24 protein-coding genes are annotated in these 22949 nt (G+C 72.0%); 8 read left to right on the top strand and 16 right to left on the bottom strand.

Annotated elements, in window-relative coordinates:
- Positions 1-3: 3 nt before the first annotated feature.
- From N538_RS0101060 to N538_RS0101045, 4 genes are all read right to left on the bottom strand, one after another.
- The gene (locus tag N538_RS0101060) at positions 4-1194 is read right to left on the bottom strand and encodes a Gfo/Idh/MocA family protein (RefSeq protein ID WP_051548555.1); all 1191 of its coding nucleotides are present in this window, start codon (positions 1192-1194) and stop codon (positions 4-6) included.
- A 106-nt stretch (positions 1195-1300) separates the two neighbouring features.
- Positions 1301-2230: a ribokinase gene (locus tag N538_RS0101055; RefSeq protein ID WP_028635750.1), complete on the bottom strand. Its 930-nt coding sequence runs from the start codon at positions 2228-2230 to the stop codon at positions 1301-1303.
- The gene (locus tag N538_RS0101050) at positions 2227-3129 is read right to left on the bottom strand and encodes a nucleoside hydrolase (protein ID WP_028635749.1); all 903 of its coding nucleotides are present in this window, start codon (positions 3127-3129) and stop codon (positions 2227-2229) included. Before N538_RS0101050 ends, N538_RS0101055 begins: the two co-directional genes overlap by 4 nt.
- A complete protein-coding gene (locus N538_RS0101045) occupies positions 3114-3782 on the bottom strand; it encodes a ThuA domain-containing protein (protein ID WP_028635748.1) in 669 nt (222 codons plus the stop codon). The genes N538_RS0101050 and N538_RS0101045 overlap by 16 nt, the downstream gene beginning before the upstream one ends.
- A gap of 95 nt (positions 3783-3877) precedes the next feature.
- On the opposite strand from N538_RS0101045, the gene N538_RS23240 reads away from it, so the two are divergent.
- Positions 3878-5818, top strand: a complete 1941-nt coding sequence (locus N538_RS23240) for a S9 family peptidase (protein WP_051548554.1) — start codon at positions 3878-3880, stop codon at positions 5816-5818.
- A 6-nt stretch (positions 5819-5824) separates the two neighbouring features.
- Here the strand turns inward: N538_RS23240 and purE are convergent, their stop codons facing one another.
- The 6 genes from purE to N538_RS0101010 all read right to left on the bottom strand — a co-directional run bounded on the left by purE (position 5825) and on the right by N538_RS0101010 (position 10197).
- Entirely contained in the window at positions 5825-6337 is a 513-nt protein-coding gene (purE, locus tag N538_RS0101035) for a 5-(carboxyamino)imidazole ribonucleotide mutase (RefSeq protein ID WP_028635747.1), read from the bottom strand.
- 3 nt (positions 6338-6340) lie between these two features.
- Positions 6341-7447 (bottom strand): 5-(carboxyamino)imidazole ribonucleotide synthase, encoded by a 1107-nt coding sequence (locus N538_RS0101030; RefSeq protein ID WP_051548562.1) that lies wholly within the window; start codon positions 7445-7447, stop codon positions 6341-6343.
- A gap of 75 nt (positions 7448-7522) precedes the next feature.
- The gene (locus N538_RS0101025) at positions 7523-7834 is read right to left on the bottom strand and encodes a winged helix-turn-helix domain-containing protein (RefSeq protein ID WP_028635745.1); all 312 of its coding nucleotides are present in this window, start codon (positions 7832-7834) and stop codon (positions 7523-7525) included.
- Positions 7835-7916: 82 nt separating this feature from the next.
- Positions 7917-8900 carry an adenylate/guanylate cyclase domain-containing protein gene (locus N538_RS0101020; protein WP_028635744.1) on the bottom strand — a complete coding sequence of 328 codons (984 nt, stop codon included), beginning with the start codon at positions 8898-8900 and terminating at the stop codon, positions 7917-7919.
- Positions 8887-9390 carry a PH domain-containing protein gene (locus tag N538_RS0101015; RefSeq protein ID WP_028635743.1) on the bottom strand — a complete coding sequence of 168 codons (504 nt, stop codon included), beginning with the start codon at positions 9388-9390 and terminating at the stop codon, positions 8887-8889. The genes N538_RS0101020 and N538_RS0101015 overlap by 14 nt, the downstream gene beginning before the upstream one ends.
- A 12-nt stretch (positions 9391-9402) precedes the next feature.
- Positions 9403-10197 carry a biotin--[acetyl-CoA-carboxylase] ligase gene (locus N538_RS0101010; protein ID WP_028635742.1) on the bottom strand — a complete coding sequence of 265 codons (795 nt, stop codon included), beginning with the start codon at positions 10195-10197 and terminating at the stop codon, positions 9403-9405.
- A 67-nt stretch (positions 10198-10264) separates the two neighbouring features.
- On the opposite strand from N538_RS0101010, the gene N538_RS0101005 reads away from it, so the two are divergent.
- The 5 genes from N538_RS0101005 to N538_RS27050 all read left to right on the top strand — a co-directional run bounded on the left by N538_RS0101005 (position 10265) and on the right by N538_RS27050 (position 16000).
- Positions 10265-11893: an acyl-CoA carboxylase subunit beta gene (locus tag N538_RS0101005; RefSeq protein ID WP_028635741.1), complete on the top strand. Its 1629-nt coding sequence runs from the start codon at positions 10265-10267 to the stop codon at positions 11891-11893.
- On the top strand, positions 11893-12120 hold the full coding sequence (locus N538_RS0101000; RefSeq protein ID WP_028635740.1) for an acyl-CoA carboxylase epsilon subunit: 228 nt from the start codon (positions 11893-11895) through the stop codon (positions 12118-12120). The genes N538_RS0101005 and N538_RS0101000 overlap by 1 nt, the downstream gene beginning before the upstream one ends.
- Before the next feature lie 127 nt (positions 12121-12247).
- Positions 12248-13774, top strand: a complete 1527-nt coding sequence (locus tag N538_RS23235) for a glycosyltransferase family 2 protein (RefSeq protein ID WP_231496100.1) — start codon at positions 12248-12250, stop codon at positions 13772-13774.
- Positions 13775-13808: 34 nt separating this feature from the next.
- Entirely contained in the window at positions 13809-14534 is a 726-nt protein-coding gene (locus N538_RS0100990) for a hypothetical protein (RefSeq protein WP_028635739.1), read from the top strand.
- A gap of 293 nt (positions 14535-14827) precedes the next feature.
- Positions 14828-16000 carry an HNH endonuclease signature motif containing protein gene (locus tag N538_RS27050; RefSeq protein ID WP_081790192.1) on the top strand — a complete coding sequence of 391 codons (1173 nt, stop codon included), beginning with the start codon at positions 14828-14830 and terminating at the stop codon, positions 15998-16000.
- A 114-nt stretch (positions 16001-16114) separates the two neighbouring features.
- On the opposite strand, the gene N538_RS0100980 is transcribed toward N538_RS27050, so the two are convergent.
- The 5 genes from N538_RS0100980 to N538_RS0100960 all read right to left on the bottom strand — a co-directional run bounded on the left by N538_RS0100980 (position 16115) and on the right by N538_RS0100960 (position 21091).
- Positions 16115-16444: a hypothetical protein gene (locus tag N538_RS0100980; protein ID WP_155991903.1), complete on the bottom strand. Its 330-nt coding sequence runs from the start codon at positions 16442-16444 to the stop codon at positions 16115-16117.
- 171 nt (positions 16445-16615) lie between these two features.
- The gene (locus tag N538_RS0100975; protein ID WP_155991902.1) at positions 16616-17407 is read right to left on the bottom strand and encodes a hypothetical protein; all 792 of its coding nucleotides are present in this window, start codon (positions 17405-17407) and stop codon (positions 16616-16618) included.
- A 56-nt stretch (positions 17408-17463) separates the two neighbouring features.
- Positions 17464-18585 carry a response regulator transcription factor gene (locus tag N538_RS0100970; RefSeq protein ID WP_028635736.1) on the bottom strand — a complete coding sequence of 374 codons (1122 nt, stop codon included), beginning with the start codon at positions 18583-18585 and terminating at the stop codon, positions 17464-17466.
- Positions 18586-18651: 66 nt separating this feature from the next.
- Positions 18652-19647 carry a glycoside hydrolase family 6 protein gene (locus N538_RS0100965; protein WP_197025195.1) on the bottom strand — a complete coding sequence of 332 codons (996 nt, stop codon included), beginning with the start codon at positions 19645-19647 and terminating at the stop codon, positions 18652-18654.
- A gap of 7 nt (positions 19648-19654) precedes the next feature.
- Positions 19655-21091 (bottom strand): DHA2 family efflux MFS transporter permease subunit, encoded by a 1437-nt coding sequence (locus N538_RS0100960; protein ID WP_028635734.1) that lies wholly within the window; start codon positions 21089-21091, stop codon positions 19655-19657.
- Positions 21092-21167: 76 nt separating this feature from the next.
- On the opposite strand from N538_RS0100960, the gene N538_RS0100955 reads away from it, so the two are divergent.
- Both N538_RS0100955 and N538_RS0100950 read left to right on the top strand, forming a co-directional pair.
- Complete coding sequence (locus tag N538_RS0100955) at positions 21168-21761, top strand: TetR/AcrR family transcriptional regulator (RefSeq protein ID WP_028635733.1); 594 nt, start codon at positions 21168-21170, stop codon at positions 21759-21761.
- Complete coding sequence (locus tag N538_RS0100950; protein WP_028635732.1) at positions 21758-22360, top strand: Maf family protein; 603 nt, start codon at positions 21758-21760, stop codon at positions 22358-22360. Before N538_RS0100955 ends, N538_RS0100950 begins: the two co-directional genes overlap by 4 nt.
- Here N538_RS0100950 and N538_RS23225 read toward each other — a convergent pair.
- Complete coding sequence (locus tag N538_RS23225; RefSeq protein WP_051548552.1) at positions 22302-22928, bottom strand: GtrA family protein; 627 nt, start codon at positions 22926-22928, stop codon at positions 22302-22304. The two genes, N538_RS0100950 and N538_RS23225, sit on opposite strands and share 59 nt — an antisense overlap.
- Positions 22929-22949: the final 21 nt, after the last annotated feature.

The raw sequence follows: 22949 nt of genomic DNA, 5'->3' as shown, positions 1-22949 counted from the left end.
GGTTCAGATCTTGGTCCAGGCGGCGCCGTCCGCCGACGAACGCTCGACGGCGTCGAGCACGCGCTGCACCTGGAGTCCGTCGGCGAACGACGGCGACGGCGGCACACCGGCCCCGATGTCGCGGACCAGGTCGGCGATCTCGTTGACGAAGGTGTGCTCGTACCCGAGACCGTGACCGGGCGGCCACCACGACCCCGTGTAGGGGTGGTCGGGCTCGGTCACCAGGATCCGGCGGAAGCCGGCGTCCCTGGCCGGCACCGTCGCGTCGTGGACGTGCAGCTCGTTCATGGCCTCGAAGTCGAAGGCGATGCTCCCCCTCGAGCCGTTGACCTCGATGCGCATGGCGTTCTTGCGGCCGGTCGCGAAGCGGGTCGCCTCGTACGTCGCCAGCGCGCCGCCGTCGGTGCGCGCGAAGAAGACGGCCGCGTCGTCGACGGTCACCTCCCCCGTCTCCGCACCACCGCTGGCGCTCAGGCCGGAGGCCGCCTCGGGCAGCGGCCTGCGGTCCACGAACCGGGTGAGGTGGCCCGCGACCTCGGTCAGCCGCTGGCCGGTGAGGAACTGGGACAGGTCGACGATGTGGGCGCCGATGTCGCCGAGGGCTCCGGAGCCGGCCTTGTCCTTCTGCAACCGCCAGACCAGAGGGAACTCCGGGTCGACGATCCAGTCCTGGAGGTACTGCGCGCGGATGTGGTGGACGGTGCCGACCGCGCCGTCCTCGATCAGCCGTCGGGCGTACGCCAGGGCCGGCGTGCGGCGGTAGTTGAAGCCGACCATCGACAGCACGCCATCGGCCCGGGCCGCCTCGGCCGCCTCGGTCATCTGCTCCGCCTCGGCCACCGTGTTGGCGAGCGGCTTCTCGCACAGCACGTGCTTGCCGGCCTCGAGCGCGGCGATCGCGATCTCGTGGTGCGAGTCGCCGGGCGTGCAGATGTCGACCAGCTGCACGTCGTCGCGCTCGAGCACGTCGCGCCAGTCGGTGGTCCACGCGGCCCAGCCCTGCTGCTCGGCGGCGTCGCGGGTCGCGGACTCCGTCCGACCGCACACGACGTTCATCGCCGGCCGCAGCGGGAGGTCGAAGAACCGGTGCGCGTTGCGCCACGCCTGTGCGTGGGCGGCACCCATGAACGCGTAGCCGATCATGGCCACGCCCAGGGTCGGGGTCTCCGCGCCGTCGGTCTCCTGCACGCCCATCCGGACCCTCCCTCGTCGTACCTGCTCGTCACGCTCGGCCGCGATATTGCGCAAATCGGTTTGCTAACGGAACGCTAGGGGCTGCGGGTGCCCGGGTCAATGGCCCTCACGGACGAGCGTGCAAGGTGCCCACGCCGATCTGCGCGGCGCGCGCGAACGACGCCTGAGCGCCCGGCCGCGCAACGGCGTAGGTGCCGGCCCGGACGCCGATCCGCACGGACTCGACCAGGTCCGTGCCCGCGCTGAGGGCGGCGGCGAGGGCACCGGTGAACGCGTCGCCGGCGCCCGTGGTGTCGACCACGTCGGCCGCCTCCGCGAGCACGTGGTCGACCGCGCTCCCCCTGCCGACCACGGCCCCGTCGGCGCCGACGGTGACCACGACCGAGCGGCAGCGACCGGCGATCTCGGCGGCCGCCGCGCGCGCCTCGTCGACACCACGCACCTCACGACCGAGGAGACCGCTGGCCTCGGACTCGTTCACGACCAGCGGATCGCACAGCGCGAGGACGTCCTCGGGCACCGGGCGGTACGGCGCCAGGTTGACCACCGCCCGGGCGCCCACCTCCTCCGCGGCCATGATCGCGGCCTCGAAGGCAGGGGGCGGGATCTCCGCCTGGGTGACGAGCACCCCGCCCACGGAGAGCAGCTCGCCCACCGCGCGCGACGTGGTCGCGGCCTCCAGCAGCTCGTTGGCGCCCGGCGCCACGACGATCGAGTTCTCACCGGTCGCGTCGACCATGACGAAGGCCAGTCCGGTGCGGACGCTCGTGGCGACCAGCTCCGTGGTGTCCACCCACGCGTCGGCGAGGTCCTTGGCCAGCGCCCGCCCGTCGTCGTCGCGCCCGACCCGGGCGACGATGGCCGTGCGCGCTCCGAGCAGGCTCGCGGCGACCGCCTGGTTGCCGCCCTTGCCGCCCGAGCCGACACTGGCCTCGCCGCCGAGCACCGTCTCGCCTGGCGCGGGAAGCACCGCCACCCGGCAGACGTAGTCGCGGTTGACCGAACCCACCACGACCACGTCGACCAGACGGCTCACGGGAGGCCCGCCATCCGCTCGACGAACAGCGCGCGGAACGCCTCGGCGTCCACCGCGGTCGCGATCCGGGCGTTGGGGGCAGGCGGGTCCTCCCACATCAGCAGGTCCGCGACCGCCACTCCCCGGGTGAAGCGTCCCTCGGTCTCGACGTCGACGTGCGCGTCGCGCCACGTCACCAGGTCGGGGCGGCTCACCACCGCGACGGCGAGCGGGTCGTGCAGTGCGCAGCTGCCCTGCTCGATCTCCTCGCGCGGCTTCACCCGCTCCTGGAACGCGATCCAGGCGAGCGTGTGCTCCGACGCGAGCCTGCCGAAGGCGCCGCCGTCGGCGAGGCGCTCGGCGTCGTCCCGGCTCAGTCGCACCCGGCGGGTGACGTCGAGTCCGACCAGCCGGAGTCGTGCGCCGCTCTCCATCACGGCCTGCGCTGCTGGGGGGTCACACCAGAAGTTGTACTCCCCCGGCATCGCCGCGACGTTCGTCTGCTCGAGGTAGACCCCGCCCATCACGACGATCTCCCGCACCGCGGTCGCGACGGCGGGCTCGATCTCCAGCGCCTTCGCGACGTTCGTCAGCGGTCCGATCGTCACGAGCGTGAGCTCGCCGGGCTCGGCGAGGACACGGCGCACGATCTCCGTCGCCGCGTCCTCGTCGGCCGGCAGGCCCTGCACGACGGGTACGTCGGTGCGGCCCAGCACCGCGAGCAGCTGGTGGGTGAGTCGCGTGGAGGTGACGACGTCGCTGTTGCCGCCGACGGTCGTGACGACCTCGACCCGGAGGCCCGGGTCGGCCAGGGCGAGCGCGAGCGCGAAGCCGTCGTCGATGTCCGAGCCCGGCGCCCCCATCGCCAGGTCGGTGTCGAGGATGATCCTCGTGGGACCCGGCGTCAGCGGCTCGCCCACAGGAGGCCCCGCTCGGTCAGGGTGCGCACGTCGGGGTGGTCGAGGTCCTCGAGCTTGTGGCCGATCGTCGAGACGAAGACCCGGCCGCGACCCCACTGACGGGTCCAGACCGCAGGGCAGGTGAGCTCCTCGCGCCACGGCGTGTCGTCGCGCACGGCGAAGGTCGTGGTCGCGAGGACGTCGTTGAGGTCGTCGGTGAGGACCCAGTACTGCTCGGTGTTCAGCGACCACCGGTCCAGCCCGGCGACGATCTCGTGGTCCGCCTTCGCCGGCACCACCGCGACTTCGTGGTCCACGAAGCCGCCGGGGTGCGCGGCCCACTGGCCGCCGGTGAGGTGCAGGTAGTCCGGCGAGCCGCGGAACGAGTCGCAGACGCCGCCGTGCCACCCGGCCAGTCCGGTGCCGGCAGCGACCGCCGCGGACAAGCCCAGGACCTGCTCGTCGGTCGCCTCGCCCTGGGTGTAGCACTGCACGACCAGGTCGGTGGCGGTGAGCCGGTCGGCGTCGGCGTACACCTCCGGTCCGTCGTGGACCTCGACGGCGAAGCCGTGCTCCTTCAGGAACGGGATGAACCGCTCCGTTGCCTCGACGGGGCTGTGGCCCTCCCAGCCACCCCGGACGACCAGGGCCTGCCGGGTGCGCGTGCTGTCCATGCGGTTCCTCTCTCGCTGAGTGTCGAGCGGCACGCTAGCCAAACGATTTGCTCAACGCCAGTGAGTCGGCGCCCGCGATCTGCCATCGTGAGCGCGTGAGCGTCTTCGACCAGCCGATCCACCCCGCGATCGAGGCGTGGGTCGCGGAGCTGCAGCGCGCGTTCCGGCAGACCGCCGGCCACGCGATCAGTGACCTCGCCCAGGCCGCCCCGCACCCGCGGCGTGACCTGGTCGCGGTGACCGCGGCGCTCCGGCCCGAGCCCGACTCCGCGGAGCGGCGGGTGGTGCTGCTCGTCGACGGGTCCGGGACGCCGCGGCCGGTGCTGTCCGGTGCCGGGTGCTGGTCCCCGGTCTGGTCCCCGGACGGCGACCGGCTCTGCGTGCTCGCCGACGACGGGGCGGTCATCACCGACACCGACGGCGTCGAGTCGGCCCGGACACCCGACGTCGGCGGCCTCGTCGAGGTCGCCCGCTGGTCTCCCGACGGCCGGCGGCTGCTGCTCGTCGTCGCCGAGCCCGGGGCCGAGATCTCCGACGTCTGGGGGTCGGGCACCGTGGGAGGCGTCGGGACGGAGTCCTGGCGGCCGCACGTGCTCCCGGCCGCGACCGGCCGGCGGCGTCTCGTCGAGTGGGAGGTCGGGTCGACCGACCACCGCGTCCTCACCCGGCTGAACGTCTGGGAGGCCGACTGGGTCGGCCACGACGCCGTGGCGCTGGTGAGCGACGGGGCCGGAGAAGGCGCCTGGTACGACGCCTGGCTCGTGCACATATCCCCCGACGCCACCGTGGCGTTGCTGCACGAGGAGCGGTTCCAGATCGCCCGTCCCGGCGGCTCCCCGGACGGGCGGACCTGGTCGGCGATCACCGGCTTCGCGAGCGACCGCGACCTGCTCGCCGGCGAGCTGCTGGTGGGCCGCCTCGACGGCGAGGCGTCGCGGGTCGCGACGCCCGGCGTGCACGTCACCGAGCACCGCTGGCTCGACGACCGCACGATCCTCTTCATCGGCCAGCGCAGCCTCGCCACGGTGCTCGGCACCGTCGAGGTGACGACCGGCGAGTGCACGGAGCTCTGGAGCGGGACGGCCACGACCGGCCGGTACCAGCCCGAGCTCGGCGGCCTCGCGGCCGACGGCCGCCCGGTGCTCGTGCTCGAGCGGCACGACCTGCCGCCGACACTGGCGCGGATCGAGGCCGACGGCACGCCGGCCGAGCTCCTGAGCAGCCGCGGCCCCGGCACTGACGCGGTGCGGGCGTCGTACGGCGAGGCGCGACCGGTGTCGTGGACGGCCCCGGACGGCCTGGCGATGGACGGGCTGCTCGACGTGCCCCGGACGCCCGGGCCGCACCCGCTCGTCGTGCACCCGCACGGCGGCCCGGTCTGCGGCTACCGCGACGGCTGGATCGGTCGCGACGCACACACCGTGGTGCTGGTCGCGCGCGGGTACGCCGTGTTCCGACCCAACCCGCGCGGGAGCTCGGGACGCGGCGCGGAGTTCGCCGAGGCGGTGCGCGGGGACATGGGCGGCCTGGACGCGCAGGACATCCTCAGCGGGATCGACCACCTGGTCGCCTCCCGGCTCGTGGACCCCGAGCGGGTGGGCGTGGTCGGGCAGAGCTACGGCGGCTACCTGGCCTGCTGGCTGCCCGTCCTGTCCAGCCGGTTCCGGGCAGCGGTGTCGCGGTCGCCGTGCACGGACTGGCGGTCGTTCCACCTGACCAGCAACCTCGCGGAGTTCGACCGGCTGTTCCTCGACGGCGACCCGTGGGACCCGGACTCGCAGTACCAGACCCGCAACCCGCTGACCCACCACCACCGGATCCGGACCCCGACCTTCCTGACCGCCGGGTCCCGCGACCTCGCGACGCCCGCGAACCAGGCGGAGCAGATGTACCGGGCGCTCACCGAGCGCGGGGTTCCCGCGGCGCTGGCGATCTACCCCGAGGAGGGCCACGGGGTGCAGGCTCCGCCGGCGCTCGCCGACCAGTGCGCGCGGATGGTCGCCTGGTTCGAGAGGTACATGCCGGCCGTGCCGTGAGGCAGGTCAGAAGCCGAGGCGCCGACCGGGCAGGTCGTTGCGGACCGCGGCGCCCTTCTCCCGCGCGGTCTCCCTGAGCTCCGACTGGAAGTCGACCATCCTCGCCCGGAGCGCGGGATCGGTCGCGGCCAGGATGCGCACGGCCAGGAGGCCGGCGTTCCGCGCACCGCCGACGGCGACCGTGGCGACCGGGACGCCCGCCGGCATCTGCACGATCGAGAGCAGGGAGTCCATGCCGTCGAGGTACTTCAGCGGCACCGGCACACCGACGACCGGCAGCGGGGTGACCGAGGCGAGCATGCCCGGCAGGTGCGCCGCACCGCCGGCGCCGGCGATGATCACCGCGAGCCCGCGCCCCGCGGCCTCCCGGCCGTACGCCAGCATCTCCTCCGGCATCCGGTGCGCGGAGACGACGTCCGCCTCGTGCTCCACACCGAACTCGGTCAAGGCCTCGGCCGCGGCCTTCATCACCGGCCAGTCCGAGTCCGACCCCATCACGATGCCCACCCGTGCGCTCATCGGCTACTCACTCTCGTTTCCCAGGTCGCCGCGGAACCACGCGGCGGCATGCCGCGCGCGCTCGAGGCAGTCCTCGAGGTCGTCGCCGTAGGCGTTCACGTGGCCGACCTTGCGGCCGGGCCGCAGGTCCTTGCCGTACAGGTGCACCCGCAGGAACGGGTCGCGCGCCAGCGCGTGCGGGTAGCCGTCGTACAGGCGCCCGACCGTGGGGTCCGGACCACCGAGGATGTTCACCATGACCGTCCACCGAGCGCGCGGCGCGGGCGACCCGAGCGGCAGGTCGAGCACGGCCCTGAGGTGGTTCTCGAACTGGGAGGTCACCGCGCCGTCCTGGCTCCAGTGCCCGGTGTTGTGCGGCCGCATCGCCAGCTCGTTGACCAGCACCCGGCCGTCGTCGGTCTCGAACAGCTCGACCGCGAGCACCCCGGTCACGTCCAGCGCCCCGGCGATCCGCAGCGCGATCTGCTGCGCCTCGCCCGCCAGCGCTGCGGACAGGTCGGGGGCGGGGGCGACCACCTCGACGCAGATGCCGTCCTGCTGCGTGGAGGCGACGACGGGGTACGCCGCGGCCTGGCCGCTCGGCGAGCGCACGACGAGCGCGGACAGCTCGCGGCGGAAGTCGACCAGCTCCTCGGCGAGGATCCGCACCGCCGAGGACCCCGCGGTCTCGAACGCCTCGGCGCAGTCGGCGGCCGACCGCACGAACCACACCCCCTTGCCGTCGTACCCCCCGCGCGTGGTCTTGAGGACGCAGGGGAACCCGAACGCCTCGACGTCGGCGACCGAGGCGACCAGCGCGTTGCGGGGGCACGGGACGCCGAGCTCGGCGAGCCGCTCGCGCATCACGCCCTTGTCCTGGGCGTGCACGAGCGCCTCGGGGCCGGGACGGACGGCGGTCCCGTCGGCCGCCAGGGCGTGCAGGTGCTCGGTCGGGACGTGCTCGTGGTCGAAGGTGACGACCTGGCACCCGTCGGTGACCTTCCGCAGCGTGTCGAGGTCGCGGTAGTCGCCGACGAGGTGGTCGGGGATCACCTGGGCGGCCGAGACCCCCTCCGCCTCGGCGAGCAGCCGCAGCGGCAGCCCCATCGCGGCGGCGGGCTCGGCCATCATCCGGGCCAGCTGGCCGCCGCCGATGACAGCGAGGGTCGGGGCGAGCCGGTGCTGGTGGCTGGGCACACGGAGACTCTAGGGGTTGTCGGTCCCGGTCTCGAACCGCAGCCCCTGGCCGCGGATCGTCGTGATCAGCCGCGGGTTCCTGCTGTCGTCACCGAGCTTGCGGCGCACCCACCCGAGGTGCACGTCGATGGTCTTCGAGGAGGTCCAGAAGGTCGTGTGCCAGACCTCGCGCATCAGCTCGTCGCGGGAGACGATCGTGCCCGCGCGCTCCATCAGCGCGAGCAGCAGGTCGAACTCCTTGCGGGACAGCACGATCTCGTCCGAACCCCGCCAGGCGCGGCGGGTCTCGGGATCGAGCCGGATGTCCTGCACCTCGACCATCTACCCACGGTAGGGATGCCGGGGCCGGCTGACTCCCGAACGACGAAACTGTGATCCGGACGCCGAGCGTCCTCGCCCGTCCTCAGGCGCGCCGGACGGCCACCGGCTCCACGATGCCGAACCCCCGCACCGGCCGGGCCGGGAGCGGCCGGGTCTCGAACTCGGTGTCCGGCAGCAGCTCCGCGGTGGCCTGGTCGATGATGATCCGGTTCCGCCGGGCGACCGCGGTGAGCCGCGAGGCGAGGTTGACCGGCGGCCCGAACACGTCGCCGAGCCGCATCACCACGGAGCCGCTGGCCAGGCCGACTCGTACGTCGGGCATCCGCGAGTCCCGGCCGATCACGTTGATGATGCCCTCGGCGGTGTCGTAGGCGCGGACCGGGTCGTCGTTCACGAACAGCACCGAGTCACCGATGCTCTTGATGATCCGGCCCCGCCGGGCCGCGACCACGTCGGCGCACCGCGACTCGAACAGCTCGACCAGGTCGCCGATCCGCTCCTCGGTCAGCCGGTTCGACAGGGCGGTGAAGCTCACGATGTCGGCGAAGCCGACCGTCAGCGGGACGGTGTTGAGGTCCTCCTCGTTCGCGCCGAGCGCCTCGACTCGCGCGACGGCCGCGGCCAGGTGCCGCTTCCACACGTAGACGAGCAGGTCCTCGAAGGGCGCCTGGATCTCGTCGATCAGCCGCAGTGCGGAGCCGATCCGGCTGCCGGTCGCCTCGTCGCCGGCCTCGAGCTCCTCGACCCGGTGCACGAGCGTCGCGACCTCCCAGTCCGCGAGCCGGGCCATGGTCTGCCCGACCGCGCGGGTCAGGTTGACCGCCATGTCGAAGTCGATCAGGCCCGAGCGGACCACCCCGAGCAGGGTCGACAGCGCCTCGGTGTCGGAGTCCGTGAACGCGGTCTCGAGCCCGTGCTCGGGGAACCCGAGGGCCCGCCAGAGCCGGCGGGCCTCGTCGATCGTCACGCCGGTCTGCTCCGCCACCTGCGGGGCGTTGAAGACCGGCTCCTCCCCGAGGATCGCGCGTTCGAGGTCCTCGGGAGCCGGGCGGTCAGGTTCCTTCATGTCCCGCCGTGGCGTCGTTGGACCCGTGCAGCAGCTCGTTGATCCGGCGCTGGGTCTCCTCGACCCGCGGGATGTCGTGCAGCCGCACCTGCCCGTGCGTGCTCGCGTCCGCGATCACGAGGGTGCCGCACCCGAGCAGCCGGTCGATCGGCCCGAACTCGTAGGCCACGTCACTGATCCGGGCCAGCGGGATGTCGTGGCCGCGCCGCACGATCACGCCGTGCCGGGTGATCAGCCGGCGGTTCGTGACGGTGTACGTCGCGGTCGCCCAGACGATCACGGGGCGCAGCACGAACCAGACCGCGAGGCAGGCGAGCACGATCCAGATCACGAGCATCACCGTGCCGTTGTCGATCTTCGTCTGTGCGTAGGTGCCGACCGCCAGCAGGACGACCAGGCAGATGAGCGGCCACAGCAGGGCCTTGACGTGCGTGCGGGTGTCGACGACGACGGTCTCACCCTCGTTGAGCAGCTTGCGGGAGATGGCCACGCGCCGATCATGTCACTGATCGGGCGCCCGCACGTGGACCACGTCACCGGCGCCGACGACGGTCTCGCCGGCCGGGCCGACCACCACCAGGCGGCCCACCTCGTCGATGCCGATGGCGCGGCCCGTGAGCGCGCTCCCGTCGGGGAGGTCGACGCGCACCTCCCGGCCGATGGTGACGCACCCCGCCGAGTACGACGCACGCAGGTGCCTGGTCGCGTCGGCGCCACCGGTCTGCCACAGGTCGTAGGCCTCGCGCAGCGAGCGGAGCAGCTCCACGAGGACCGCCGTCCGGTCCGGCTCGGCCCCGCCGGCCAGCGCCAGCGAGGTCGCGGCGGGCACCGGCAGCTCGTCCCGCGTGGAGGAGACGTTCAGGCCGACGCCGACGATCGCCGCCGGCCCCGCGGGGGTGTCGACCAGCTCGACCAGGATGCCCGCGACCTTGTCGTCGCCCAGGAGCACGTCGTTCGGCCACTTGACCGTGGCCGCGGCGTACCCCGCCCCGCGCAGGGTCTTGGCGACGGTGTGGCCGGCGAGCAGCGGCAGCCACGGCCACTCCCCGGCCGGCACGGTCGGGCGCAGCACCAAGGAGAATGTCAGGGCGGCCCGCGCCGGGGTCTCCCAGGTGCGGTCCAGCCGGCCCCGGCCGGCGGTCTGGTGCTCGGCGACGACCACCGTCCCCTCGGGCGCGCCGGCGCGGGCCCGCTCCGCCGCGACGGCGTTCGTGGACGGCGCGGCCTCGAGCACCTCCACGGTGAGCTCGGGAGCGAGTCGGGCGAGCGTCTCGGCGTCGAGTGATGGGCGTCTCATCTGCGCGGGGGTCACGGGCACTACATTGGCCCACGGTCCACATCAGTGCCAGTGAGGAGCCAGACCGATGAGTGCGCACCCCGGCGAGGGAACCGACGTCCCGGTGGGCCCCGACGCCCCCGACCTGCACACCACCGGGGGCAAGCTCGCGGATCTCGACCGGAGGCTGGACGAGGCCGTGCACGCCGGCTCGGCCAAGGCGGTCGAGAAGCAGCACGCCAAGGGCCGCAAGACCGCCCGGGAGCGGATCGAGCTGCTCTTCGACGAGGGCTCGTTCGTCGAGCTCGACGAGCTCGCGCGGCACCGCTCGACCGCGTTCGGGCTGGAGAAGAACCGCCCGTACGGCGACGGCGTGGTGACCGGCTACGGCACCGTCGACGGCCGCCAGGTGTGCGTGTTCTCCCAGGACTTCACGATCTTCGGCGGCTCGCTGGGTGAGGTGTACGGCGAGAAGATCACCAAGGTCATGGACCTCGCGATGAAGACCGGCTGCCCGATCATCGGCATCAACGAGGGCGCCGGCGCCCGCATCCAGGAGGGCGTCGTCTCCCTCGGCCTGTACGGCGAGATCTTCCGCCGCAACGTGCACGCCTCCGGCGTGATCCCCCAGATCAGCCTGATCATGGGCTCCTGCGCGGGCGGCCACGTCTACTCCCCCGCGGTCACCGACTTCACGATCATGGTCGACGGGACCTCGAACATGTTCATCACCGGTCCCGACGTCATCAAGACGGTCACCGGCGAGGACGTCTCGATGGAGGAGCTCGGCGGCGCGCGCACGCACAACACCAAGTCCGGCAACGCCCACTACATGGGCTCGGACGAGGAGGACGCGATCGAGTACGTCAAGGCTCTGCTGTCCTACCTGCCGCAGAACAACCTGGACGAGGCGCCGACGTACCCGGACGTCGCCGACCTCGAGGTCAGCGACCTGGACCGGGCCCTGGACACGATCATCCCGGACTCCCCGAACCAGCCCTACGATATGCGCGACGTGATCACCGCGGTGATGGACGACCAGGAGTTCCTGGAGGTCCAGGAGCTGTTCGCCCCCAACATCGTCGTCGGCTTCGGCCGCGTCGAGGGCCACCCGGTCGGGGTCGTGGCGAACCAGCCCATGCAGTTCGCCGGCACCCTCGACATCGACGCCTCGGAGAAGGCCGCCCGGTTCGTCCGCTTCTGCGACGCCTTCAACCTCCCGGTGCTGACCTTCGTCGACGTGCCCGGGTTCCTGCCCGGCACCGACCAGGAGTGGAACGGCATCATCCGCCGCGGCGCCAAGCTGATCTACGCCTATGCCGAGGCCACGGTCCCGCTGGTCACGATCATCACCCGCAAGGCGTACGGCGGTGCGTACGACGTGATGGGGTCCAAGCACCTCGGCGCGGACATGAACCTCGCCTGGCCGACGGCCCAGATCGCGGTGATGGGCGCCCAGGGCGCGGCCAACATCCTGCACCGCAAGACCCTGAAGAAGGTCGCGGAGGAGGGCGGCGACGTCGAGGCCCGCCGCGCGGAGCTGATCGACGACTACGAGACCAAGCTGGCCAACCCCTACATCGCCGCCGAGCGCGGCTACGTCGACGCGGTGATCACCCCGCACGAGACCCGCATCGAGGTGGTGCGCGCGCTGCGGCTGCTGCGCTCCAAGCGGGAGACGCTGCCCGCGAAGAAGCACGGGAACATCCCGCTCTGATGACCGCGGACAGCTCCCCCGCCGAGCAGCAGCCGTTCCTGCGGGTCATCCGCGGCGACGCGACGCCCGAGGAGGTCGCCGCGGTGGTCGCGGTGCTGGCCGCGCTGCGGGCCCCGGCAGCGGCGCCGGCACGGGTCCGTCCGGAGTGGAACGCTCCGCACCGCGTCGTACGCCGTACGCTGCCGCACGGACCCGGAGGCTGGCGCTCCAGCGGCCTGCCGCGCTGAATCCCCGCGTAGCCCGGCCTGCACCCCTAGTCTTGAGCCAACCTTTGAGCTTTTCCGTGTGGCGTCTTGAGGCCGGTCGCCCATTCTGGAAGCGCGCGATCGACGGCGCAGTGCAGGAGACGAAGGCGTGAACGCGAACCAGATGGGCCCCGACGGCGTCCCGTACGCCCCGGACAGGGGGTACCAGCCGGCCCACCAGTCGCCGCCGGGCACGACCGTGGGCGGGAACGAGTACGTCCGGATGTCCGACCCCGGCCTCGCCGACTACGAGCCCCAGTTCCTCGACGAGCTCGAGGACGCGCCGACGTACCGCCCGACGGTCGGCTGCATCATCCCGGCGTACAACGAGGCCGAGACGATCGCCGGCGTGCTGGACTCGCTGCTCCAGCAGACCCGGCTGCCCGACGTCATCCACCTGATCGTCAACAACACCTCCGACGACTCCGTCGAGATCGCCAGCCACTACGCCGGTCCGCACACGCGGATGACCGCGGCCGGCGAGCAGAGCACGATCATCTACGTCCACGACATCGGCAAGAACCCCGACAAGAAGGTCGGGGCGCTCAACTACGGCTACTCCCTCGTCGAGCACATGGACTACCTGCTCGGCGTCGACGGCGACACCACGCCGGAGCCCGACGCCGTCCAGCACCTCGTCGAGGAGATCTCCAGCGACGACCGGATCGGCGGCATCTCGGCGATCTACTCGATCGACGACAGCGCCCTCGACGGGCTGATGGCGAAGTTCCTCACCGCCGGACAGCGCGCCCAGTTCTCGGCGTTCAACATGCAGAACCTGCTCAAGGGCCGCAACATGGCGGTGCTCGGCGGCCAGTTCTCCATCTTCTCGACCCAGGCGCTGCGCGACGTGCTGCGCGACAGCCACCAGCGCACCCCGTGGGTCAACGACAGCGAGGTCGAGGACTCGCTCCTCTCGCTGCAGATCAAGAGCGCCGGCTACCTCACCAAGATCAGTGCCAGGGCCCGTGCCCACGTGGGCGGCATGGACACGCTCCGGTCGCTGGACGCCCAGCAGGTGAAGTGGAACTTCGGCGCGATCGACCTGATGTGGCCCGGCCAGCGCGGCGACACCAAGGGCCAGCCGTTCCACCCGAACCTCCGGCTCCGCTGGTTCGAGCACATGTCGATGGTCATCAACATCACCACCCGGGTGATGTTCGTGCTGCTGCTCGCCGGCTCGCTCAACATCCACGCGTTCGTGTTCAGCCCGTGGTGGCTGATCCCGCCGTTCGCCTCGATCTGGCTGAACTTCCGCGTCGCCCGATCGATGGAGTTCGCGAACAAGCGCGACTACCTGTTCGCGGTGCTGATCGTCCCGGCGGAGACGTACATGGTGATCCGGATGGGCCACTTCATCCGGGCCTGGCTGAAGTTCTTCAGCCGCCAGCAGACCGACAACTGGGCGGCGCAGGCGAAGGCCGAGCGCGGCAAGGGCGTCGCCTGGCTCTACCCCTACGTCGCCTTCCTCGTGATCTTCGTGATCTTCGCTGCGATCTGGACGTTGCTGCTGCCGATCCAGCTGCGCTCGGACATCCTCGCCGTCTGCTGGCCGATCCTCGGTGTGATCACCGTGCTCCAGACCGCCTGGATGGTCCTCAAGTCGATGAAGCGCTATCGCGGCTTCAAGGCCTGACCCGCTCCTCCTCCCCCGACCCGCAGGAGAACCCATGACCCGCACCCGCTCGCGCCTGTTCCCGGTGGCAGCCGGCCTGCTGCTCACCGCCACGGCGCTGCTCAGCGGCTGCTCGGCGTTCGACGGGCTCACCAGCTCCGACGACCCGTCACCCTCCGTGACCACGTCGCCGACGGCCACGGAGACGCCGTACCCCTCCCAGTTCACCCGCGACGGGACGTTCCAGTCTCACATCGAGATCAACGGGATGGACTACGTCTACACGCTGTACCCGACCAAGTCGACGCCCCGCACGAACGAGTGGTACCCGAAGGGCGACAAGTACTTCTCGTTCACGTTCCAGGCCTACGACCTCAACCGCGCGATCCGCGACCCGTTCTCGACGAAGCGCCGGACGTACCTCTCCCGGATCCAGGTCGACTCCAGCACGGTGACCTACGACGGCGGCAAGGTCCAGCACCCCTACGAGCTCGACGCCGACGCGAAGACGATCACCTTCGACCCCGAGCCCCTGTCCACCACGTACGGCATGCTCGTCACCTCGCCCAAGGGCGCCTTCGAGCTGCGCAACCAGAAGATCAAGCCGACGTCGGACGACACCAAGGGCATCGACCTGCACTTCACCGCCACCGTCTGGGTCCAGGAGTCCCCCGGGTCGGAGAAGTTCGTCAAGAAGGTCATCAAGCAGAAGGTCCCGATCGCGATCTTCCAGAGCGACCAGCCCACCAAGGCGCAGTCGATCCCCGTCGACGCGAACTGAGCTCGGGCCAGGTCGCGCCGGCGACCCGGGACGCCGGCGACCCGGGGCGCGTCGGGCCTCGACATCGGCCGGGGGCTCTTGTCCGTTGCTTGCTGGCCGTGGGTGGTTGCGACCGACAGGGCAGCTACGGGACCGGTAGGTGGGTGGTTGCTGCTGCCTCCCGGCTTGCGGCTTCCGCGGCCGCGCTGGCTGTGGAAATGTGCTCGGAATCGTGACCTGTTCGTGACCCAGGACCCTGTGGAACATGGGGTTCTGGGCCTCTCACTGTCGGTGGCCGGTGTTTGAGTAGAGCCATGACAGCGATGGCCACACCCCGGCACCGAGTCTCGGTGGCCGTCGCGCACGCGCACGCGGAGATCGATGCGGTCGCGGACGCGTCGGTGTGGTCCATGGACGCCGCGGAGACCACCGCGACGCTGATCCAGCTGACCCGGCTGAAGGCGCGGGTGGTCGAGCTGGAGGCCCGGGTCGCCGAGCACGCCGACGACGAGACCGTGGACGCGTGGGCGCACCGGACCCGGCAGACCAGGCCCGCGGTGCTCGGCCAGGTCAGGCTCGGCCAGGCCCTGGTCACCCGCGGCCATGTCCGGGACGCGCTCGCGGCCGGTGACCTAGTGCTCGAGCAGGCCAAGGTCATCGTCACTGCGCTCGACCAGCTGCCCGGCGACCTCGACACGACTCTGGTGGAGAAGGCGGAGCGGCACCTGGTGGCCGCCGGGCGCGAGCACACCGCCCCGACGTTGCGGGTCCTGGGCAAGCGGCTGATGGACGTGGTCGCCCCCGACCTGGCGGACGAGTACGAAGCGAAGCAGCTCGCCCGCGAAGAGGCCGATGCGCTGCTGGCCACCCGGCTGGAGATGTGGGACGACGGGCACGGCAAGTGCCACGGCCGGTTCACGGTCCCGTCCTTCCACGGCGCGGCGCTGAAGAAGATGCTGCTCGCGATCGCCGCCCCCAAGCACCGCACCGCCACCGACGGCCCCGCCGCCGGGGTGGTGCCCCGGCCCGGCCGGGAGCGGCTGGGGCGGGCGTTCTGCGAGCTGATCGAGCGCTACCCGGCCCACCGGCTCCCGCAGACCGGCGGCGTCTCCGCGACCATCGTGGTCACCATGACCCTCGAGGCCCTGGAAGGGCGGCTCGAGCAGGCCGCACTCCTGGACACCGGGGAGAAGATCACCGCATCGCAGGCCCGCCGGCTGGCCTGCGAGGCCGGCCTGATCCCCGCCGTGCTCGGCGGCAACTCCGAGGTCCTCGACCTCGGCCGCACCCGCCGGTTCCACACCAAGGCCCAACGGACCGCGATCGCGATCCGGGACAAGGGCTGCACCGAACCCGGCTGCGATTGGCCACCCGCGATGTGTCACGTCCATCACGACATCCCCTGGAGCTGCGGCGGACCCACCGACGTGCAACACGGCCGGCTCCTCTGCCCGAAACACCACACCAGGTTCCACCGACGGACGTAGGCCGACGAAGGTCTCGTCGAACGCACACGGAGGACCTCAGGCGCCAGACGCCCGAAGACCCCGCCCAAGCCCCCTCACGTCGATCGGGTCGTGTCGAGACAGGCGCTGGCGCGCCTAGGGACCACCCATCAGCTCGTACGTCACGACCCGATCCCCGTCGACGACGTCGAGGACCGTCGGGGTCAGCGGTCCCGGAGTCGTGTAGATCGTCCCACCACCGTCCGTTTCGCCGCGTCGCACGAACCCGGGCTCGACGGCCGTGGCATCGGAGCCCCTGCTGTAGTCACGGTCGAGGAACTGGACCTTGGTCGGAGCCGCGGCGGGGCTGAGTCGCCAGTCCCACGTCTCGTCGTGCACGTGCCACGCACGGAGCGCGAGGAGCGTCGTGCACACCGCGAGGCCCCGGATCGCCCACCGTGCCGCCCTCGGCCCACGTGTGGTCATCACGCTCCGTGGACGATGTCGGGACGCGAGAAGTTGCCGGCCGGCCGGGTTTGCGCGCGGGTCGCGCCGGGCACTACGCACCTGCGCAGCGGCCGTGAGGACTCGGGGGTCACCGCGGTCGAGGCACAAACGTCCCGCCCCCCTCATGCAGGGGTGGCGGGACGGTCCACGTCAGAGTGCTGGGTGCCGGACCGGGATCCCCGGCTGGACCGCGTACTCGCGCTGTCCGCTGGTCATCCGTGCGGAACCGGCGCCGCCGACCGTCGCACCGGGTGCGGCGGGCACCTCCGGTCCGAACGGCGGGAGCCACGTCGACGCACCTTCCTCAGGAGTGCCCCACTCGTCCCAGAACCCGCCGTACGTCGGGTCGTCGGGATCGTCGGGGTCGACCCATGCGCTGGCGGCGGCACCGACGCCGACCCACTCCGGGTCGCGCAGGCAGTGCCGCGGCACGGTCACCCGGACGGTGTCGGCGGCGAAGTCGAAGACCGGGTGCGTCCGGCAGGCACCCTCCGACACGACCACGGAGACACTGCCACACTCGTCGGAGTCCTCCGGGTCCGGTTCGCGGAGCTCGCGTGCCATGAAGTCCAGGACGCGGAACTTCCCCGACCGGGCGCGGAACCGGTCGACGTCGACCGTCCAGCCCCGGATCTCCGGCACGGCGAGGTGGAGCGACACCGACTGCTCGAGCCTCGGCGAGAGGTCGCGGAACCGGACCACCACCTGCACCGCCCGCGGCGTGTGCCGGACGGTCAGCCCGGTGATGTCGTCGTTGGCGTCGGCCGATCCGTCGATGTCGGTGAACGTGCCGCACGGGGCCGGATCCGGGTCGAAGTGCCAGCCGGCGACGTCACCGCTGCCGTCGGGCGCGGACCAGCGGTCGGCGTACGCCGCGCCGGGCGCCGCCAGGGCGAACGAGACGATCGCGACGACCGTCGCACTGCTCAGGATCCGGGACACGTCGGACATTCTCGACGGCCCCGACACAGCCCGCAGGCGAAGCCGCGGACGATGCCTCAGGCCGCCTCGGCCAGCCGATAGCCGACGCCGCGGACGGTCTCGATGAACCTCGGGGTGCCCGCGTCGTCGCCGATCTTGCGGCGGAGGTTCGCGATATGGACCTCGACCGAGCGCTTGTCGGCCTCGTTGACGAAGTACGACGTGACGTACTGCTGGCCGCGCATCGTCAGCACCAGGTCCGCCTTCGATCGGACCCGCCGACCGGTGCTGAGCAGCGACGCGAGCAGGTCGAACTCGGTCCGGGTCAGGTCGACCGCAGCCCCGTTGACGGTGACGACCCGCGTCTCGTTGTTCAGCGCGAGGCCGTTGAAGCGGGTCCAGCCGCCCTGGTTCGGCGGGGCGCCGTGCGCGGCGGGGTCCGGAGGGACCGGCTGATGGGACTGCGGTGCGGGCTGCTGCACGTGCTGGGGCGGCGGGGCCGGCTGGTACTGCTGCGACGCGGGCGCCACCGGCTGCTGGTACTGCGGCGGCGGCACCGGCACCGGCACCGGCGCCGGCGGCTGCGGCTCCTCGTACGCCGGCTGTTGCGGCGCGGGCGCCGGCTGCTCGTACTCCGCCTGTGGGGTGGGGGGCTGCGGGGCCGGCGGCTGCGGGGCGGGCTGCTCGTGGAGCGGCGGGAGCGGCGCGTTCGCGGTCAGGTCCCGCGCGGCCTGCGCCGCCCAGGACTCCTCCTGCGGCTCCGGGGCGGCCTGCTCGGCGGCGTCGGTGCCCTCGGCCCAGCCGGCCGGAGTGTCGAAGCGGGTGCGCGGCCGGCGCAGCATCGAGTCGGCACGGGCGCGGAGCTCGCGCGGCCGGAACGGCTTGACCAGGTAGTCGTCGGCGCCGGCCTCGAAGCCCTGGACGACGTCGATCTCGTCCGCCAGCGCGGTGATCATGATCAGGTAGGTGCTGCTGAACTCGCGCAGCCGCTTGGCCACCGCGAAGCCGTCCATGCCGGGCATGTTGACGTCGAGGGTCGTGATCAGCGGGTTGTGCTGCCGCACCGCCTCCACGCCCTCGGGGCCGTTCTCGGTCACCACCGTGCGGAAGCCGGACTGGGTGAGCACGATGTCGATGAGGTCGCGTACATCGGGATCGTCCTCGATGATGACCGCCACCCAGTCGTTGCCCGGCTGCATGGGGCGAATGCTAACAACGGCCCCCGGTGGACGGGCCGGAGGTGTGTCGGGACTTGCCGGAGAGTCTCACCACCCGGACGACGCCGCCATCGCCAGAGCGCGCTCCGGCCAGAACTCACCGGCCGGCGGACCGCCGCCGCACTCGCCGTCGCTCTCGCCGGGCGGCTTCACCCAGACATAGGCGTCCAGGTGCGCCGCGTCGCCGGCCGGCGCGGCGGCCGGGTCGGTGCCGTAGGCCCGGTCCGACGGGTTGCACCAGCTCTCCGTGGAGCCGTTGCCGTTGCGGCCGGTGTCGATGACGTAGTGCGCGCCGTTCAGCAGGCCACTGAGCTTCTCGTCGTACTTCCGCTCGTCGCTGTCCGACTGGTAGTTCGAGACGTTGCTGGCGAAGCCGCGCACGTCCTCGACCCCCACCTGCTCCAGCAGCGGCGCGAGCTTGTCCGGGTCGACCCAGTTCGAGTGGCCGCCGTCGACGTACGTCGTGACCCCCGCGTCGTCGAACCGCGTGACGGCGTCGGCGATCAGCCGGATCCGCTCCTCGCGGTGCGCGCACTCGAGGCTGGACGCCACGGCATCCGGCTCGACGACCACGACGGAGGGCCCCGCCGCGGCGGCATCGGCGATCTCCTGCACCCAGGGGCCGTAGTCGTCGGCGGGCAGCCCACCCTGGGAGAACCCGCCGGTGCAGTCGCGGTCGGGGATGCCGTAGACGACGAACGTCGGCACCTGGCCGGCATCTGCGGCCACCTCCACCACGTGCGAGACGAAGGCGCCGAGCTGACCGGCCGGGTACTGCTCGGGGGTCAGCCAGATGCTGCTCGGCGTGGTGGCGAGGCGCTCGAAGACCGCCTCGGCCTCGGTTTCGCCGTCTTTCTTCGCCCGCGCGGCGGCCTGTGCCGCCGGCGAGTCGGGGTCCGCGTAGCCCGCGGCGTCGGCGTACCGGTTCACCGACTGCGGGTCGCGGGTGTCGGCCGGCTGCCCCTCGGAGCCCCCGCCGTCGCACCCGGCCAGCAGTGCGCAGGACAGCAGCCCGGCCGCGAGCCGGCGGAGGTGGAGGGGCACCGGCACATCATGCCCGAGGCGAGACTGCCTTCCCGCGACCCGGGGCGAAGGCGCTGGCGACCGCCGCGATCGCCACGGCGGCGGCACCGGTGAGCAGCGCCGGGCCGATCGCACCGTCGTACCCGAACGGCGTCAGCTCGCCGCCGTTGGCCAGGAACACCGCGGTCAGCAGGGCGACACCGATCGCGACGCCGAACTCGCGGACCGTCGAGTTGGCCGAGCTGGCGATCGCGAAGTCACTGTCCGGCAAGCCGTCGAGCACGGCGGTCGCCATCGGGGCGAAGGTCAGGCCCATCCCGACCCCGGCCAGCAGCAGCGCCGGCACGAACGCCGGGTACGCCGCGCCGGTCTCGGTCAGCACCGCGAACCACACCAGGGATGCCGTCTGCATCACCAGGCCGATCGACAGCAGCGGCCGCAGCCCCACCCGCGGGGCGAGCGCCCCGGCGATCGGCGCGACCACCATCGGGGCCGCGGTCCACGGCAGCGTCCGGACGCCCGCCTCGAGCGGGGTGTAGCCCTGCACGATCTGGAGGTACTGGGCGAGCAGGAACACGGTGCCGAACATGCCGATCGTGAAGAACAGGGCGATCACGTTCGCCACCGAGAAGTTGCGCGAGGAGAACAGCCGGAGCGGGAGCACGGCGTACGAGCGGCCGCGAGCCCAGAGGACGTACGCCGGGAGCAGCAGCGCGGCGACCACCAGCGGCACCAGCACGCGCGGGTCGCTCCAGCCGTCGTCGTTCCCGTGCACGATGCCCCAGACGCCGAGGAACACGGCGCCACCGAGCATCAGCACCCCCGCCACGTCGAGCCTCTGCCAGGTGCCGCGCGACTCGCGGATCGCGAGCAGCAGCAGCGGACCGGCCACCAGGGCGACGGGCACGTTGAGCCAGAAGATGGCCTGCCAGCTGACGCCCTCGACCACGGCGCCGCCGATGACCGGGCCGAGCGCGACGCCGAGGCCGCTGACGCCTCCCCAGATCCCGATCGCGGCGGCCCGCCTCGCGGGCGGCACGGCGGAGGCGAGCAGGGTCAGCGAGAGCGGCATGATCGCGGCCGCGCCGAGGCCCTGCACGGCCCGGGCGGCGATCAGCGCCTCCGAGGTGGTGCTCAGCGCCGAGGCGATGGACGCGAGCGTGAAGACCGTCAGCCCGACCAGCATCATCCGGCGCCGGCCGAGCCGGTCACCCAGGGTCGCGGCCGGGAGCATGAACGTCGCGAAGGACAGCGTGTACGCGTTCACGAACCAGGAGAGCTGGCCGACCGACGAGCCCAGGTCGGCGCGGATCACCGGGAGGGCGCTGGTCATCACCAGGTTGTCCAGAGTCGCCATGAACATCGGGACGGACGCCGCCACCACCGCGAGCCAGACCGGCACGTGCCAGCCGCGGGTAGGGCCGACGTCGACCGGAGCGGCGGGTGCTGTGTCGAGTGCGGTCATCGCGACCTCCGAAGGTAGGCATTGAATGATTACTACTGGCGACGACAGTAAGTAATCGACTGATAACATGTCAACCATGAACTCTCCCCCGGCCCCGCGGATGAACGCCGAGGACCGCCGCGAGCTGATCCTCCAGGCCGCGACGCGTGCCTTCGCCCGCGGCGGCTACCACGGCACCAGCACCGACGCCGTCGCCCGCGAGGCCGGAATCTCCCAGCCGTACGTCGTGCGCATGTTCGGCACCAAGCTCGAGCTGTTCCTCGAGGTGTTCGAGCGCTCCGCCGACCGGATCAAGGCGGCCTTCGAGGAGGTCCTCGACGCGGGCCCCTTCGACCCGGAGAGCGAGGACGACAAGGCCCGGATGGGCATCGCCTACGCCGAGCTGCTCGCCGACCACGACTTCCTGCAGGTCCAGATGCACGGCTTCTCCAGCGCCGGGGTCCCGGAGATCGCGGCCGCCGCCCGGCGCTGCATGGGGGAGGTGTTCGAGACCATCAGGCGCACCGGCTGGGACGACGAACGGTGCCGGGACTTCGTCGCCCACGGGATGCTGCTCAACGTGATGCTCTCGATCGGGGCCGCCGACCACATGACGCCGGACGACCCGCTGAGCGTGCTCGCGGCCTGCGCCTTCGGCGACGCGCTCGAACTGCTTGAATCGGGCGCGTGACCCAGCTCGTCCTCGCCTCGGCCTCCCCCGCCCGCCTCCAGACCCTCCGCAACGCCGGCATCGACCCGGTGGTGATCGTCTCCGGCGTGGACGAGTCCCGGCTCGACGGCCTGCCTCCGGCCGAGCTCGCGCTGCAGCTCGCCGAGCTCAAGTGCGCGGCGGTCGCCGCGCGGGACGAGGTGCCGGCGGGCGCGCTGGTGCTGGGCTGCGACTCGGTGCTCGACCTCGACGGCGAGGCACTGGGCAAGCCCGGCGACGCCGACGAGGCGGTACGCCGCTGGCACGCGATGCGCGGACGCACCGGGATCCTGCGCACCGGTCACTGCCTGCGCGACACCGCGACCGGCCGGGTCGCCGCCGCGACCGCCTCGACGACCGTGCACTTCGCCGACGTCACCGACGAGGAGGTGGCGGCGTACGTCGCGACCGGCGAGCCGCTCGAGGTGGCCGGGGCGTTCACGGTCGACGGTCTCGGTGGCGCGTTCGTCACCGGCATCGAGGGCGACCACCACAACGTGGTCGGGGTGAGCCTGCCGCTGGTCAGGGAGCTCGCCGCGGAGCTGGGTCACTCGTGGACGGAGCTGTGGACCCGTCCATGACCCGATCCACCAGCCCGTCCGCCAGCCCGTCCGGCAGGTCGGGCGGCAGCACGATCGGGCCGGTGTCCATCCGCAGCTCGCTGAGCTCGAAGACCTGCATGGGGTGCTGCTTGAGCTCGGCGAGGTGGACCGGCCGGCGGAAGACCAGGGTGCGGAACAGGTAGAACCGCGCCACCATGGCGAGGAAGAGGCCGATCACGTTCGCGGCGATGTTGTCCGAGAACGGGTCGTCCTGCCCGAGCACGTTGCGGCTGACCCACAGGCACGCCATCGGGATCAGCATCGTGCCCAGGTTGATCGCGATGAACATCAGCCGGCCGCCGTCGGCGGTGCGGGGCGGGCGGTCCTTGAACACCCAGCTCCGGCTGCCCCGGTAGCTGACCGCCATGCCGACGATGTTCGCGATCGCGTAGGCCAGGTAGGGCTGGCCGGACAGCGGGGCGTCGTACCCCGTGGCGAACCCGTACACGAGGAAGTTGAAGATCAGGAACGCGACCACCGTCGCGACACCACCGACGGCGAGGAACCGGTACACCTCGGTGAGGAGGCGACGCCACCGGTGAGACATGCGTCCAAGGCTAGCCGCTGG

It is taken from the genome of Nocardioides sp. URHA0032, from assembly GCF_000620645.1.
Taxonomy (GTDB): Bacteria; Actinomycetota; Actinomycetes; order Propionibacteriales; family Nocardioidaceae; genus Nocardioides.
The sequence above is the reverse complement of the archived record's forward strand: the minus strand, read 5'-3'. Positions and strand labels throughout refer to the sequence as shown.